Here is a 14870-nt window from a genome sequence, read left to right on the forward strand (position 1 = left end):
CGGCACTTGCGTGCCACCTCCCCGCCGGGGCGAGTCTTTCCTAGCAGGGGAGCCCTTGGCAGGCCGGGCCACGGCACCAGACCGCGAAAGTTTTGAAAATGCACAAAAGTGCGGGCCCTGTGACAGAGGGCAGAAAGGATGGAAGATGGAAAATGTTCGGATCCGGCTGTTCAAGGACAACAGCCGTTACAAGGGAGACCTGTTTGTGAGCGTCAACGGCGTGAACTATAAGATCCGCCGGGGCGTGGAAGTGGAGGTGCCGCCGGAGGTGGCCGAGGTGCTGGAGCACAGCCAGCAGCAGGACGAGCGCACCGCCGCCCGCATTGCAGCGGCGGAGATGAGTGACACTTGAGGAGGAAACCATGACCGTTGGAGAAGCACTGGCCCGGGCCGAGGAGCTCCGCCCGGGGTGCAAGATCACCGCCCGCACCCGGCAGCGCTGGCTGGTGGAGCTGGACGGGATGCTGCGGGAGAAATTTTTTAAAAACTGCCCCGAAGGCAGTTACGATGCCGTGGGCGCGGACCGGGCATGGAACGATCAATTGGCGGAGGACGCTGAACTGCTGGCCCCGGCCCCTTTTGATGCCCTCTACCCGCACTACCTCTGTGCCAGGATGGACGCCGCTCTGGGCGAGACGGCCCGCTATGCCGGGGAGCAGTCCCAATATAACGCGCTGGCCGCAGAGCTGGCCGTCTGGCTGAGGCAGCGGTACCCGCCCCGGGCCGGGGCGCGGTGGCGCTGGTGAAAGGAGGGACAGTACCTGTGACATTGGCAAACCGAAGCGGCATCCAGAACAGCCGTACCCTCCTGCGGGCCTTTGGCGGGCTGAACGAGACCTACGCCTGCTCGGAGGCGGAGTACAGCGCGGGCATCAATTTTTCGGCCCGGAATTTCCCGGCCCTGAGCACCCGGACGCCCCGCAGGAAGCTGCGAGAGGTGGAAAACCTGAACGGGATGTATCACCTCAACGGGCTGCTGACCGTCTGCGGAAAAAATCTGATCTACACGCCCGACGAAGCGGGTGCTGCGGCGGTGACGCTGGAAAACGCCGTGGCGGACAGCAAGAAAACGCTGGTGGGCATCGGGACAAAAATTCTGATCTTCCCGGACAAAGCAGCCTTTGACACGGCAGAGCGGACCCTCCAGCCGCTGGGGGCCGCGTGGAGCGGGGAACAGGTGGAGTTTGCCCCCTGCGACGCCGAGGGCAGGACCTATGAAGCGGAGGAATATGGCCGGACCGAGCCGGAACACCCGGCGGACGGAGCACTGTTCCTGAAAGTGGAGGACATCCGCCGCCCGTGGAGCAGCGACAGCACGCTGGAAATTTACAGCGCGGTGTCTGGCAACTGGTCGGCCATCCCGCTGGACTACTGCCGCGTCACGGCGGAGGGCATCGGGAAAGGGTTCCGGGCCTGGGATACCGTGACGGTGCAGGGCACCGCCGCAAAGCAGGGCGGCCAGTTTGAGGAACTGGACGGGGACCGCATCGTCTACGAGGTGCAGGAGGGCTGGCTGCGGGTGAAAGCAACGCCCGGCGGGGCGCATTTCTACGGGAAATTTGCCCAGAACGGCACCACCGCCAAGTGGACCAGCATTGATGGCAGCGAGGTGGCCGTGTACGCCGTGGAGGGCCCGGTGCAGGTGGAGCGGAAAATCCCCGACCTTGATTTTGTGACCGAGTGCGACAACCGGGTGTGGGGCTGCTCCAGCAAAGAAAACGTCATCTACGCCTGCAAGCTGGGCGACCCGACCAACTGGTTCTCCTACCGTGGCATTGCGGCGGACAGCTATGCCGTGACCGTGGGCAGTGACGGTCCCTTTACCGGGGCGGCTACCTGCATGGGGTACGCACTGTTCTTCAAGGAAAATGCCCTCCACAAGCTCTATGGCTCCAAGCCTCGGATTTTCAGCTCAGCTCTCTGCGCTGCCGGGGCGTGGCCCGGAATGCGGGCCGCAGCCTCTGCGTGCTGAATGAGACGCTCTATTATCTCTCGGCAGACGGGGTGATGGCGTGGGATGGAAGCCTGCCCACCAAGGTGTCCACGGCGCTGGATGCCGCCCGGCTCTCCAACGTGCAGCGGGCGCTGGGCGGAGCGCTGGACGGGCGGTATTACCTCTGTCTCTCCCGCGGCAGCGGGGAAGAAAACACGGCCCGGCTGCTGGTGTATGACACGGAGCGGGGGCTGTGGCAGGAGGAAGACCTCCGCGCGGAGGAGATGGCCGGTACGGGCGGGCAGCTCTACCTGTGGGACGGGCAGGCCCTCTGGGCCGCCGACCCCAGCCGGGAGCCGGACGGACAGAACACGGACGGCGTGGAGAGGAGCATCCCCTTTGCGCTGACCACCGGGGACATCGGGATGGACGCGCCGGAGGAGCAGTATCTCTCCCGGCTGACCCTGCGGCTGGACGCCGAAGTGCCCAGCCGACTGGAAGTGAGCGTCAGCTACGACGGCGGCCCCTGGGAGAAACTGGCGGAAAAGACCGTGGAGGCGAAGCGGCAGAGCATCGACCTGCCCTTTGTGCCCCGGCGGTGCGGCACGCTCCGGCTGCGTCTGGAAGGGGCGGGGCAGATCACCCTGCGCGGCCTGGCAAAGACGATGGCAAAAGCACAGGGCGGCATCTTCGCCGCCGGAAAGGAGGGCTGAACGATGGCAAGCATCACGGGGCTGGGAAAGATCGGCCTGCCCAGATTGAGCGAGAACATGGACCCGGACGACGCCCGGGCCCTGCGGAATTACCTGTACCAGATGCAGGAGCAATTGCAGTATGTGCTGAGCAACCTGGATACGGAGAATCTCTCCGAAGAGCTGCGCACCCGGCTGCAGAAGCTCCCCTAAGAAAGGATCAGAACAGATGAGCAAAAAGAAAGAAGAGCAGCTTGCACAGGCGCAAAAAACGGCCGAGGCGGCGCGGCAGGCGGCTGCCCCGCAGAGCGGTTACAGCACGGCAGACCTGAACAGCCGCTCCGACGTGCAGAACGCCCTGGCCGGGGCGGAGTACCGGCCCTCCCAGAACGTGACGGACGCGGCCAATGACCTGAAGCAGTGGCAGCAGAACCGCCCGGGGCAGTATCAGAGCGCTTATCAGGACAAGATGGACGAGCTGATGGATGCCCTGCTGGGGCGGGACAGTTTCCAGTACAGTTACGCACAGGACCCGCTCTACCGCCAGTACGCCCAGCTGTACACCCAGAACGCAGCCAACGCCAGCGCCGATGCCGCCGCGCAGGCGGCAGCCCTGACGGGCGGCTATGGCTCCAGCTATGCGGCCAGCGTGGCACAGCAGGCCTACCAGCAGCAGATCGGGGCCCTGAGTGAGGCCATCCCTACATTATATCGGCTGGCGCTGGATACCTACACGGGCGGCGGCGAGGAGCTGGTGACCAAGCTGGACCAGCTGGGTGCCCGGGAACAGAACGACCAGAACCTCTACAACAATGAGCTGGCCGATTATTACACCCAATTGCAGCAGAAAGGCGACGCCTACAACGCGGCCTATGCGCAGGACTACGGGCAGTATCAGGATTACCTGAACCGGCTGGACACCCTGTATGGCTACTATGCGGCGCAGGAGCAGCAGGCCGCCAGCCGGAAGCAGGAAAAATTCAACCGCACCATGAAAGTGCTGGGCTTCCTGGGCGATGTGGTCCAGCTGGCCATCACGGGCACCACGGGCCTGGGCACGCTGGCGGGCAATCTGGCCAACAGCCGCTATAACCGGGCGGCCAGTGAGCGGGCCTATGCGGACAGCCGGGCCGATACCGCCTGGGAGCAGCGGATGAAGGAGCTGCAGCGGCAGGACAGCCTGACCCAGCAGCAATATAAAAACGAGCTGGCCGAACGGGAGTATCAGGACACGCTGCGCCAGCAGCAGTTCAGCAACGATCTTGCCTCGGAGAAGCTGGACATTGCCAAGGGCGAGTGGGCGCTCAAGCAGTCGAAAGCGGCCCAGAGTGCCCGGCAGGCTAGTACGAATGCCAGCGCCAAGGCGGAGAGCGGTCTTTCCGGCAGCGGGCTGACGGCCGGGAAGAGCGGTGTTTCCAGCGGGACGCTGGTGCCTTACAGCGCGGCGCGCCTGCGCAGCCAGGGGCGGAGCGACAGCGCCATCCGGAACGAGCTGCTGAAAGAGGGGTACTCGAGTGAGGAAGTGAAGAGTATCATGAAGCAGATGAACAGCTGAATGTTTGTACTCTTTTGCGTGCCAAAAGAGTCACAGAAAGCACCGCTTTTTCGAGGCGCGGGCACGAATCAGGGGCTGCTCGCCCCTAATAACCCCAATGAAGTAGAAAAATCCCCAGAATCGGGCGGTGTGCCTGCGCACAGACGCTATTCCGATTTTGGGGATTTTTCGATTTGCGGCGCTGCCGCAGATTTTAGATGCATTTTATCTCGAGTCCCACTGGGCACCTGGTGCTGCCACGGTAGACATTCCTACTGGTCCAGGACCCGCGGGCTAACCAACAGCCTACTGGGCTGTTGGTTGCGGCTTGCAGCCGCCGCCCTGTTCGAGTCCCACTGGACACCTGGTGCTGCCACGGTAGACATTCCTACTGGTCTAGGACCCGCGGGCTAACCAACAGCCCGCCGGGCTGTTAGTTGCGGCTTGCAGCCGCCGCCCTGTTCGAGTCCCACTGGGCACCTGATGCTGCCACGGTAGACATTCCTACTGGTCTAGGACCCGCGGGCTAACCAACAGCCCGCTGGGCTGTTGGTTACGGCTTGCAGCCGCCGCCCTGTTCGAGTCCCACTGGACTTAAAGAAAAAATCCGCCGTTGCAAAAGCAACAGCGGATTTTTTGGTGGGGTGCCCAGTGGGACTCGAACCCACGGTCTCCAGATCCACAATCTGCGCGTTAACCGACTACGCTATGGGCACCATATCAATGCGCCCGAAGGGACTCGAACCCCCGGCCCACTGCTTAGAAGGCAGTTGCTCTATCCACCTGAGCTACGGGCGCACGTTGTTATCCCATTGGGTTCCTGTATGGCGGCAGTGTGTGTCGGCACACGCTGCGAGAAGTATAATACCATACTCGGGGGACCCTGTCAAGAACAAATTTGAAAATTCCCGTTTTTTCTTTTTCCGCGTTTCGCAGGGCCGGGAACTTACAACAGCCACATGCCCACGGCCCCCAGCCCGAAGCCCAGGGCAGCGCCAAAGAGAACGTCCGGCACCGAGTGCACCCCTACCAGTACCCGCAGTGCACAGATGAGCAGGGTGATGATGACCATAGCGACGCCCACTGCCGGGAAAAAGCGGAGCCAGGTCATGGCCAGCACGGCGGCACTCAGCGCGTGGCGGGAGGGGAACGAGTGGCCTTTGGTCTCCTTGGCCACCAGCGGCACAAAGCCGGGCTGCTCATAGGGGCGGGGGCGGTCCAGCCGGGCCCGCAGGGCCGTGCCGAACCAGAACGTGATGCCCGGCACGAGAATGGCCCGGGCGATCTGCTGCATAAAATCAAGGGCGGCGGCAGAGCCCACCTGCAGCAGGGCGAACCACTGCACATTCAAGATGACCAGCAGCACCGGGTAGCAGACGAACGGCACGGCCGGAAGCCAATGGTTGCAGAAGAGGACCAGCTGGCGCAGGGTGGGCCGGGCATCCAGCCCATCGCGTATTTTACGGTATTGTTCCGGGGTCATGGAACATCCCTCCCGAAAAAGAAATCAGAAACAGGTATCCAGATAGTTTTCCACATCAAAAGGCTCGGGTGTGGAATCCTTGCGCAGGTAGAGCGGGTGGTGCGGGTGGCCCTTTTTGCTCCGCTTGCCGAACGTGACCCACGGGATATCCCGCTCCCGGGTCAGGGCCACCATCTCCCGCATCAGGCCGGGCAGATAATCCCGCTTTTCGATCAGGGTACCCCAGGCGGCCCACATGGTGGGTTCCGTCTCGGCCAGTACCGCCCGCAGCCAGAGCAGATTTTCGTCACAGAGGGCGCGGTCCGGGGTCTTGTCCATATCGTTGGGGTCGGTGGCACGCTGGGGGTAAACGTTGAACATGATCCAGCTGTCGAACCCGTTGGCGGCGGCCAGCCGCTCCACGCTTTTCAGGGTGGGGTCCAGCGCGCCGGGCTGGGCGGTGCTGGGGTTGATGCCGATGCAGACCAGCGGGTGGCGGCCCACCCGGCCCAGCACAAAACGGTAGGGCTGGTAAGTATGGGGCTCGTAATACCAGACCCCGCCGGGATATTCGCCTGCTTCCAGTCTGGGCAGCTGCTGTGTATTCATATACTGGTACCTCTTTACTTCGATCGTTTCTCCTATCGTACCTGAAATTTTGCAAGAATTCAACACCTTTGCCGGAGAAAAGTTCCACAAAGCGGAATTTCATGGTATACTGTACCTGGGGCAGCGCGGGCAGACTGCAGCGCCCCGTTTCTCAGAAGAAATGATTGGAACTCGTTTTTGAAAAGGAGTCCTGCCGATGCTGGAAGATTACATAAACGCCCTGCGCGCGGGTCAGCGCGCTACCCGTGCCGCGCAGGCACGCGGTCAGTCGCCCTACCTGGCGGTACTGGACGATATTTTAAGAGGTGTCAACATTGTGGCACAGGAGCCGCTGGGGCTGGTGGACATCCCGGCCGAGAGCATTGTGGGCACCAAAACGGCGGGCCGCCACACGGCCTTTGCCCCCAATTTCATGCCGATCCTGGAAGTCGATAGCGAGTTTGCCCGCAAGTGGTCCAACCTCTGCGACGCCCATCTGGAAGAAGGCATCCGGAATCCCGTTACGGCTTACGAATACCTGAACAAATTCTATGTGGAAGAGGGCAACAAGCGGGTCTCGGTGCTCAAGTACTATGAGGCGGTCAAGATCCCCGGCACCGTGACCCGGCTGGTGCCGGAGCGGAACGAGACGCTGGAAAATAAGATCTACTATGAGTTCCTGGATTTTTACAAGCTCTCCAAGATCAACTATGTCCATTTCTCCCGGCTGGGCGGCTATGCCAAATTGCAGACGCTGGTCTGCAAGGCTACGGGCGAGAGCTGGACAGACGACGACCGGCTGAATTTCGCTTCCCTTTACACCATGTTCAGCCAGCAGTTCTATGCACTGGGCGGCTCGGCCCTTGGGCTGACGCCCGGCGATGCGCTGCTGGTGTACCTGGCGGTTTACCGCTACTCCGACGCCATTGAATCCACCCCTGCCCAGGTGCGGGAGAACCTCTCCAAGCTCTGGGATGAGATCAAGATCCTGACCCGGCCGCAGGCGGTGGAGCTGCAGCTGGAGCCCGCCACCAAGCAGGGCGCGGAACCGCTGCTCAGCAAGCTGAATATTTTCAGCCCGCGGCCCAGTGAGCTGCGGGTGGTGCTCCTGCACGAGCACAACGCCCAGACCAGTGCCTGGGTGCGGGGTCAGGATAAGGGCCGGGACGCGCTGCTCAAGGCGTTCCCGGGCCGGGTGCGTGTCAGCTGCCGGGAAAACGTCAACCCGGAGGTGGATGCGGAGCAGGTGCTGGAAGATGTGGCCCATGACAATGCCGACATCGTGTTTACCACCAGCGCCCGGATGCACCCCGCCTGCCTGAAAGTGGCGGCGCAGCACCCCAGCACCCGGTTTTTGAACTGTTCCCTCAACGCGCCCCACCCGCTGGTGCGCACCTATTACCCCCGCACCTATGAGGTAACGTATCTGCTGGGAATGCTGGCGGGCATCACCTCCCGCTCCGACCATGTGGGCTATGTGGCGGCAAACCCGGTCTACGGCGTGCCGGCGGCCATCAATGCCTTTGTGCAGGGGCTCAGGAGCGTCCGGCCAGAGGCAGAGTGGTCCTCCGCTGGGCCTGCCTGCCGGACCCGGCCCATCCGCTGGATTTCTCGGACCGGAAAGACATTGAAGTCTTCTATGCCCGGGATGACCGGGAGCCGGAGGGCACCCACCGGGACTACGGCCTCTGCCGCCGTCTGCCGGACGGCATCTTGCAGCCCATCGGCCTGCCGGAATGGCGGTGGGACACGTTCTTCATCGAGATCGTCCGCTCGGTGTTCGACGGCACCTGGAACAGCGCCAACGGCCGCGCCATCAACTACTGGTGGGGCATGAAGAGCGGCGCGGAGCAGATCAACTACAGCGCCGGGCAGAACAGCGGCACCATGCAGCTGCTGCGGCTGGTGGAAAAGCAGATCGCAAAGGACGATGTGCAGGTGTTCCCCAGCGAGGAGTACGCCCAGGGCCACCGCAAGCAGGGCGCTGCCACCGGCATTTACACTCCTCAGGAGCTGATGGAGATGGACTGGCTGGACGAGTGCGTGGAGGGCGAGATGCCCCGGTACGAAGCGCTGAATGTCAAGAGCCGGTTCCTGCTGGAAGTCAACGGGCTGGGCCGCTACAAGGACGCGCCGCGGTAAAAAAAGAAGAACGGAATGGAGCAGTGCGAAACGTGAAAATACTTGCAATTTCCGATGTCCCATCCAAAGCGTTGTGGGATTACTGCACCCGGGAGAAGCTGGCAGGCGTGGACATCATCCTCTCCTGCGGGGATCTGCCCAAGAAATATTTGGAGTATCTGACCAACTTTACCGCAGCCCCTATTTTGTATGTTCACGGCAACCACGATGGCAGCTATAAGGGCGATGAGCCCGGCGGCTGCATCTGCGTGGACGATGAAGTTTATATCTGGAAAGGGCTCCGCATCATGGGGCTGGGCGGGTGTATCCGGTATAACCGGGAGGATACCTACCAGTACACCGAAAAAGAGATGCGGCGCCGTGCCCGGAAACTCTGGTTCAAGGCCCACCGGGCGGGCGGCATCGACCTGCTGCTGACCCACGCCCCGGCCAAAGGCCTGAACGACGGCGACGACAAGGCCCACAAGGGGTTTGAGACGTTCAACGGCCTGCTGGAAGATTACCAGCCAAGTGGTTCGTGCACGGGCATGTGCACCTGAGCTACGACGCCAAACTCCCCCGCGTCTGCACCCATGGCCGGACGACGGTCATCAACGCCACAGAGCGGTACCTGTTTGAGATCCCCGATCCGGACCAGACCGCCCGGCGAAAATTCTTTTGGAAAAATCCGGCCTTTACGACCGAGAATTGAGGTATGAATCCCATGGAAAAACAACATGCGCTGCAGCGGCTGGAACAGCTGCAGAAAAAGCTCTACGCCATCCACTACGCCTGTTCGGCCATGAACCTGGATGCCGACACCGTGGCCCCGAAAAACACCTCAGAGGGCCGGGGCGTGGCGCTGGGCGTGCTGGCAGGCGAGGAGCAGCAGCTCATGATCTGCCCCGAGACCCGAGCCCTGCTGGATGAGCTGGACCGCCAAAAGGACGAGCTGGATCTTCTCCACCGCCGCGAGGTGGAGGAGCTGCGCCGCCGCTGTGACCAGCTGACCCGCATCCCTGCCGAAGAGTATATCGCCTACAGTGAGCTGGTGAACAAAGCGGGAGATGTCTGGCACAAGGCAAAAGAAAAAGATGACTTTGCAATGTTCTGCCCCCTGCTGCAGGAGCTGGTAGAGTATAACCGCAAATTTGCCGCCTATTACGACAGCACCAGAGCCCCCTATGATGCCCTCCTGAACGAGTACGAGCGGGGCGTGGATACCAAAATGCTGGACGAATTTTTTGCCACTCTGCGCCAGACCATTGTGCCGCTGCTACAGAAGATTGCCCGGAAGCCCCAGATCGACGACAGCTTCCTGCACAACTATTATCCGGTGGACAAGCAGAAAGCCTTTGCGGATTATCTGATGCAGGTCATGGGGCTGGACCGGGGCCACTGCGGCCTGGGCGAGACGGAGCATCCGTTCACGCTGGAATTCAACAACAAGGACGTCCGCATTACCACGAACTACGACACCCGCAATGTGGCGTCCTCCATGTACTCTGTCCTGCACGAGGGCGGCCATGCCCTGTATGAGCTGGGCATCCGGGACGACTTGCAGTATACCTGCCTGGCAGGCGGCGTCTCCATGGGCGTGCACGAGAGCCAGTCCCGCTTCTATGAAAATCTGGTGGGCCGCTCCCGGGGCTTCATCGAGGCCATCTACCCCACGGTGCAACAATTCTTCCCGGAGCAGCTGGGCGGCGTGAGCGCCGAGCAGTTCTACCGGGCGGTCAACAAGGCCCAGCCCAGCCTCGTCCGCACCGAGTCCGACGAGCTGACCTACTGCCTGCACGTCATGGTGCGGTATGAGATCGAAAAGCAGCTCATCGGCGGCACGCTGGAAGCCAAGGATGTCCCGGCGGAATGGGCGAAGCTCTACAAAGAATATCTCGGCATCGACGTCCCCAACGACCGGGACGGCTGCCTGCAGGACAGCCACTGGTCCAGCGGCGCGTTCGGCTACTTTCCCTCCTACGCGCTGGGCAACGCCTATGGTGCCCAGATGCTCCACAACATGAAGCAGGACGTGGATGTGGAGGACAGCATCGCAAAGGGCGAGCTGGCCCCCATCACAGCCTGGCTGCACGAGAAAGTGCACCAGTACGGCGGGCTGTATGTCCCGGCGGATGTGGTCAAGAACGCCTGCGGCACCTTTGACCCGCACTACTACACCGACTACCTGACCCGGAAATTCAGTGAGCTGTACGGCCTGTAACACCCGGAAATAACAAAAAAGACTGCGGCAGAGGGAATGACCTTTCTGCGGCAGTCTTTTTTGCTTCCTATTTTCTTGGGGCTGGGGGAGTATGAGAGGAGTCATCGCAGGGAAAATTACAGCTCCAGTTTGCCGGAAACTTTGTTGATGACGTAGTAAGCAGCGCCCTCTTCGGGTTTGACGTAAACCTTGCAGGACTGGACGCCCACTTTGTGGGTGGTGCGGTAATCGGCCTTGGCGCGCTCGACCACATCGGTGATGTTGTACTGGTTTCCGCCGTACTCCACATAGACCTCGGGAGTAAGGGGAGGACGGCCGCGGCGCGCAGGGGTGCCGGAAGCTTTGCGGGTCTTCGGCTCCGAGGCGGGCACTTCAGCAGCCGGTGCTGCAGGAACAGCAGTCTTTTTCTCGGACATATCTTCTACCTTCTTTCGTAAAAATGCATGTTCGTGGGAACGGTTCGGATGACTCCGGAAAACTTAGGTGCGATGTTCCAATCTTTTTTGGAAACACTTGCTTATATAATAAAATTTTGTGCGTCATTTGTAAAGCGTTTTTTCAAAAATCCGGTCCAATTTCGCAAAGAAACGGCCCGGCAAACTCATTTTTGCAGAAATTACGCCCTTACGGCTGAAAATAAGGGCTGCAACGGGCGAAAAAACAGTACCGCCCCGGCGGATCGCGGCAGCAAAACACCGGGGCGGTTACAGGAAAGTTTATCGGCCGCAGAGTGCCTCCGCCCGCTGGACCACGGGCAGGAGCAGGTCTTCGTCCCAGTCCTCGGCCAGCACAAACAGGTCCTGGTCGATCACTTCCTGGGCGGCGGCGTCCGGGCGGCCCTGTGCCAGCAGAAACACGCACCGCAGCATCCGCAGCTTCAAAGCCCGGATGGTTTCCGGGGCTGCCCACAGCCGGGCCAGGTCGTAATCATCGGTATTGCCGCAGCGCATGGTGCAGGTGGCGCAGTTGGGGGCTACCCGGTGCTTTTCGGTCTCCACGATCCGGGTCATCCGGGCCAATGCTTCCTCGGTAGCGTCGGCGTTCGCCGCCTGCCGCAGCCCGGCGGCAAGGACGCGGTCGGTGTCTTCGGTCTTGGGCTCGTTGACCGTGGAGCGGGCAAGCCCCACAAGGGCCCCCAGCAGCACATCCCGCTGACGCTGTGCCGGGGTGCAAGGGGCAGAAAGAATGGGTTCCATAGTGTTTCTCCTTTTGGATGGATCGTTTGGGTTAAGAATACACGATTTGAAGGAAAAATGGAAGAATCAGTTTTAAAGCTTCCCTGCGACGCAAAAAGAAAACCGGACTTTGAAGCAATGGAACGGTATATCAAGGCACTACCATATGCAGACCGAATCGATGAAAAGAAAGAATGAGGAGATTGCTTGATGCGATGAAAACTCAGCAATCCAATAAAGCGCGGGCTTTGGATTGGATCGCTGCTTCCAGAAGATGCAGGCGCTGAGAACTCAGGTTATATCGGGGATGCTTTTTAAAGTGGAAATTCAGCAGATGCCGAAGAGCCTCTCGTTGCTTGGCTTCCATGACATGGCGGGCAACTTCATCAAAATCAGCATAAAGCGCAGGAGATAATGTCTTTTCCTGCTGGGGAATGTTTGCAAGGTCGGAATCCAATGCAGAGCAATACAAAGATAAGCCATTGTCAAAGATGGGGGCAGGCTGAAGAAGTTTGTTCGTGTGACTATCTACCAGAAAACCGAAATTTCCAAGATGTCTGTCTGTATTGCGGATCACGGCATCAAATACCAGCATGTCAGAAAGGCTTTCTTTCCAGCCATGGCGGTCATACCAGGCGATGATCTCTGTAATACGGGAAGTATCAATTAAAGTGGAAGCGGGGATAAAAGAAATCTCTTTGCGGGTAAAGAGTTTACAGGTGGAGCAAAGCTGACCTTTCCACATGGAAAGACTGTAATAGATATGGTCGAGCCCCATGGCGGCTGCAACCTGAGCGGAATAGAATTCGGAAAAAGGCTCTTTCCCGGTATTGGCAAAACCGCTTGTACCGCCCTTATAAAGGTAAATTTCACCTTTCACCCTGCGCCAGGCTTTTGGAAGCATCCCGTTTGTTGTAAACTCAGGAGAAGAACGAAACTTTGAAAGCGGGGAACTGCCATAGCCGGTAAAAGCAATTTGCGATAAAACCTGGCTGAAACGATTGTCAAACAGGTTGACCTGCTGAAAAGTTTTTTTATCATCGGGGGTCGTGACCCAATAGCAGTCGATCAGAGAAAGACCTTTGCAGACTGACAAAATTCCGATGAAATCATTCTCGCTCAGACCGTTTTTGGAGAGAAAATTTTGAACATAAGCCCGATTGGCAGGAATGGTGCGATGCCGGAGCCAACGCTCTAAAGATGAATCGGTGGCTTCCATGCCAAGAGGAAGCCTGGCTCTTTTGGATGGATCAAAAGAGGTGATATGGACCTCTGTGCCGTTTAACGTCCGATGAGCTGTAAAAGAGAGCAGGATATCATCAAACAGCTTCAATACAAATTCCATAATCGCTGTTCTCCAATCTGTACGGTGATGAATGTTTCTGAATCTATTGTAGCTTTTTTGCGAAGCAGAAACAAGAGAGAACAAAAGAAAAGGGGAATCCTTTTCTTGGATGGGATACGAGACACTCCCTCGTTTCCTTTTGCGCAAAAATGTGGTATACTCTGTTATCGGAAAAATTCGTGCAGGGGAAATTCCCTGCCGTGAAAGAGGTAGGATATGAAAGCACACATTGCACGCAACCAGAACGCCGGGGTGCCGCTGGCGCTGGGGTGGAATCTCTCGGCGGCAGACCGGGGGATTCTGGAGGGGATGGCACCGGCCTTTGGAATGAAACTGCTGCTCGTCTCGCCTGCCGACGCGGGCAAGACCGTGGCCCAGCTGCTGGGCGAGGTGGAGACGAAAGCGGCCCGCACGCTGGTGCTGGAGCCGGGTGCGTACCCGCCCGCGCTGGTGCTGGCAAACTTCAAGGAAAAAGATGTGGACACCCTGCTGGACCTGATGAAGCAGGCCAAGGTGAATATCCCGCTCAAGGCCATCGTGACGCCCAGCAATAAAAACTGGGTCTTCGGCGACCTGTTGGCCCACCTGCAGGAAGAGCACACTGCCTTTACCGCGGCGGCAAAGGAGCAGGCATGAGCATCCGCGAGAAACTGAAACAATGGAAGCGCTTTGCCGCCGGAGCGACGGCTGCGGCGCTCTGTGCAGGGCTTCTGGCAGGCTGCACGGGAAAGAACCCGGCAGGCTCTTCGGACGGCACAGCGGCGCAGGAGGGGCCTCAGCGCTACTCCACCATCTTTTATGATGCCTTTGACACGGTGACCCAGGTCATTGCCTACTGCGACAGCGAGGAAGAGTTTACCCGGCAGATGGACGCCCTCCACGCCGACCTGCTGGAGTATCACCAGCTCTATGATATCTACAACGACTACGACGGCGTGACCAACATCAAGACCATCAACGACAACGCGGGCACTGCCCCGGTGCAGGTGGACGATAAAATCCTGGGGATGCTGGAGCTGGCCCGGCAGATGTACAATACCACTGACGGCAAGCTGAACATTGCCATGGGCAGCGTGCTCCGCATCTGGCACGATTACCGGGAGGCCGCCGGGCAGACCGAGACCGACGCGGACAACAAGCTGCCCAGCCAGGAAGAGCTGGACGCCGCCGCCCGGCACTGCGACATCAACGACCTGGTCATTGACGAGGAGGCTAAGACCGTCTACCTCGCGGACCCGGAAATGTCGCTGGATGTGGGCAGCGTGGGCAAGGGCTACGCCGTGGAAATGGTGGCCCAGGCCGCACAGGCCCGGGGCCTGACCAGCGCCCTCATCAGCGTGGGGGGCAACCTGCGGGCCATCGGTGTCAAGCCGGACGGCAGCCAGTGGTCCGGCGGCGTGGAGAACCCGTGGAACGCCTCGGAGTTTTATACCTCCGATTCCTCCTATGTGGCGGCGGTGAACATGAGCGATATGGCGCTTGTGACCAGCGGCGACTACCAGCGGTATTACGTCGTGGACGGCGTGCGCTACCACCATCTGATCGACCCGGCCACCCTCTGGCCCGCCGCTTACTTCAACGGCGTCAGCGTGCTGGCCCCGGACTCCGGCGTGGCCGACTGCCTGACCACCGGCCTGTTCTGTATGCCGCTGGAAGAGGGCCAGAAGATCGTGGAAAGCCTCGACGGCGTGGAAGCCCTCTGGTGCACCACCGATGGACAGCTTGTGACGTCCAGCGGGTGGAGCAGCCACGAGAAAAAGTAACAGAAAGCGAAAGTCCCCTCTTCGTCACGGTTCTTG

The 14870-nt window shown here is 60.0% G+C and carries 17 protein-coding genes and 2 tRNA genes; 12 read left to right on the forward strand and 7 right to left on the reverse strand.

The features are described from left to right. Positions 1-145: 145 nt before the first annotated feature. The 6 genes from DXA70_RS11005 to DXA70_RS11025 are packed head-to-tail and all read left to right on the forward strand — an operon-like array spanning position 146 to position 4180. Positions 146-352: a hypothetical protein gene (locus DXA70_RS11005; protein WP_022256662.1), complete on the forward strand. Its 207-nt coding sequence runs from the start codon at positions 146-148 to the stop codon at positions 350-352. A gap of 10 nt (positions 353-362) precedes the next feature. After that, a complete protein-coding gene (locus DXA70_RS11010) occupies positions 363-746 on the forward strand; it encodes a hypothetical protein (protein WP_128118496.1) in 384 nt (127 codons plus the stop codon). Positions 747-763: 17 nt separating this feature from the next. Next, positions 764-1972: a hypothetical protein gene (locus DXA70_RS14705; protein ID WP_243001346.1), complete on the forward strand. Its 1209-nt coding sequence runs from the start codon at positions 764-766 to the stop codon at positions 1970-1972. Further along, positions 1936-2646: a hypothetical protein gene (locus DXA70_RS14710; protein ID WP_243001347.1), complete on the forward strand. Its 711-nt coding sequence runs from the start codon at positions 1936-1938 to the stop codon at positions 2644-2646. The genes DXA70_RS14705 and DXA70_RS14710 overlap by 37 nt, the downstream gene beginning before the upstream one ends. Before the next feature lie 3 nt (positions 2647-2649). After that, positions 2650-2838: a hypothetical protein gene (locus DXA70_RS11020; protein WP_022256659.1), complete on the forward strand. Its 189-nt coding sequence runs from the start codon at positions 2650-2652 to the stop codon at positions 2836-2838. A gap of 16 nt (positions 2839-2854) precedes the next feature. Further along, on the forward strand, positions 2855-4180 hold the full coding sequence (locus DXA70_RS11025) for a cell envelope biogenesis protein TolA (RefSeq protein WP_128118497.1): 1326 nt from the start codon (positions 2855-2857) through the stop codon (positions 4178-4180). Between the two features lie 619 nt (positions 4181-4799). On the opposite strand, the gene DXA70_RS11030 is transcribed toward DXA70_RS11025, so the two are convergent. The 4 genes from DXA70_RS11030 to DXA70_RS11045 all read right to left on the reverse strand — a co-directional run bounded on the left by DXA70_RS11030 (position 4800) and on the right by DXA70_RS11045 (position 6230). Beyond that, positions 4800-4875 (reverse strand) — tRNA-His (locus tag DXA70_RS11030). 8 nt (positions 4876-4883) lie between these two features. Next, positions 4884-4957, reverse strand: a tRNA-Arg gene (locus tag DXA70_RS11035). A gap of 148 nt (positions 4958-5105) precedes the next feature. Beyond that, positions 5106-5642, reverse strand: coding sequence for a phosphatase PAP2 family protein (locus DXA70_RS11040; RefSeq protein ID WP_128118498.1), 537 nt, complete (start codon positions 5640-5642; stop codon positions 5106-5108). Positions 5643-5666: 24 nt separating this feature from the next. Next, on the reverse strand, positions 5667-6230 hold the full coding sequence (locus DXA70_RS11045) for a DUF1643 domain-containing protein (protein ID WP_112148600.1): 564 nt from the start codon (positions 6228-6230) through the stop codon (positions 5667-5669). Between the two features lie 196 nt (positions 6231-6426). On the opposite strand from DXA70_RS11045, the gene DXA70_RS11050 reads away from it, so the two are divergent. The 4 genes from DXA70_RS11050 to DXA70_RS11060 all read left to right on the forward strand — a co-directional run bounded on the left by DXA70_RS11050 (position 6427) and on the right by DXA70_RS11060 (position 10551). Beyond that, positions 6427-8046 (forward strand): BMP family ABC transporter substrate-binding protein, encoded by a 1620-nt coding sequence (locus tag DXA70_RS11050; RefSeq protein ID WP_243001348.1) that lies wholly within the window; start codon positions 6427-6429, stop codon positions 8044-8046. Positions 8047-8383: 337 nt separating this feature from the next. Continuing rightward, on the forward strand, positions 8384-8890 hold the full coding sequence (locus tag DXA70_RS11055) for a metallophosphoesterase family protein (protein ID WP_347553556.1): 507 nt from the start codon (positions 8384-8386) through the stop codon (positions 8888-8890). Then, positions 8881-9042 (forward strand): hypothetical protein, encoded by a 162-nt coding sequence (locus DXA70_RS15545; protein WP_347553557.1) that lies wholly within the window; start codon positions 8881-8883, stop codon positions 9040-9042. Before DXA70_RS11055 ends, DXA70_RS15545 begins: the two co-directional genes overlap by 10 nt. 12 nt (positions 9043-9054) lie before the next feature. After that, entirely contained in the window at positions 9055-10551 is a 1497-nt protein-coding gene (locus DXA70_RS11060; protein ID WP_128118499.1) for a carboxypeptidase M32, read from the forward strand. A gap of 116 nt (positions 10552-10667) precedes the next feature. Here DXA70_RS11060 and DXA70_RS11065 read toward each other — a convergent pair whose 3' ends face one another. The 3 genes from DXA70_RS11065 to DXA70_RS11075 all read right to left on the reverse strand — a co-directional run bounded on the left by DXA70_RS11065 (position 10668) and on the right by DXA70_RS11075 (position 13071). Further along, a complete protein-coding gene (locus DXA70_RS11065) occupies positions 10668-10967 on the reverse strand; it encodes a DUF6465 family protein (RefSeq protein WP_112116030.1) in 300 nt (99 codons plus the stop codon). Between the two features lie 300 nt (positions 10968-11267). Further along, positions 11268-11747: a hypothetical protein gene (locus tag DXA70_RS11070; protein WP_128118500.1), complete on the reverse strand. Its 480-nt coding sequence runs from the start codon at positions 11745-11747 to the stop codon at positions 11268-11270. 202 nt (positions 11748-11949) lie between these two features. Beyond that, on the reverse strand, positions 11950-13071 hold the full coding sequence (locus tag DXA70_RS11075) for a HipA domain-containing protein (RefSeq protein WP_128118501.1): 1122 nt from the start codon (positions 13069-13071) through the stop codon (positions 11950-11952). A 216-nt stretch (positions 13072-13287) separates the two neighbouring features. On the opposite strand from DXA70_RS11075, the gene DXA70_RS11080 reads away from it, so the two are divergent. Together DXA70_RS11080 and DXA70_RS11085 are read left to right on the forward strand one after the other, a co-directional pair. Continuing rightward, positions 13288-13707, forward strand: a complete 420-nt coding sequence (locus DXA70_RS11080; protein WP_128118502.1) for a DUF3783 domain-containing protein — start codon at positions 13288-13290, stop codon at positions 13705-13707. Beyond that, a complete protein-coding gene (locus DXA70_RS11085) occupies positions 13704-14834 on the forward strand; it encodes an FAD:protein FMN transferase (RefSeq protein ID WP_128118503.1) in 1131 nt (376 codons plus the stop codon). Before DXA70_RS11080 ends, DXA70_RS11085 begins: the two co-directional genes overlap by 4 nt. Positions 14835-14870: the final 36 nt, after the last annotated feature.

Source organism: Faecalibacterium sp. OF04-11AC, from assembly GCF_003460645.1.
GTDB lineage: Bacteria > Bacillota > Clostridia > Oscillospirales > Ruminococcaceae > Faecalibacterium > Faecalibacterium prausnitzii_I.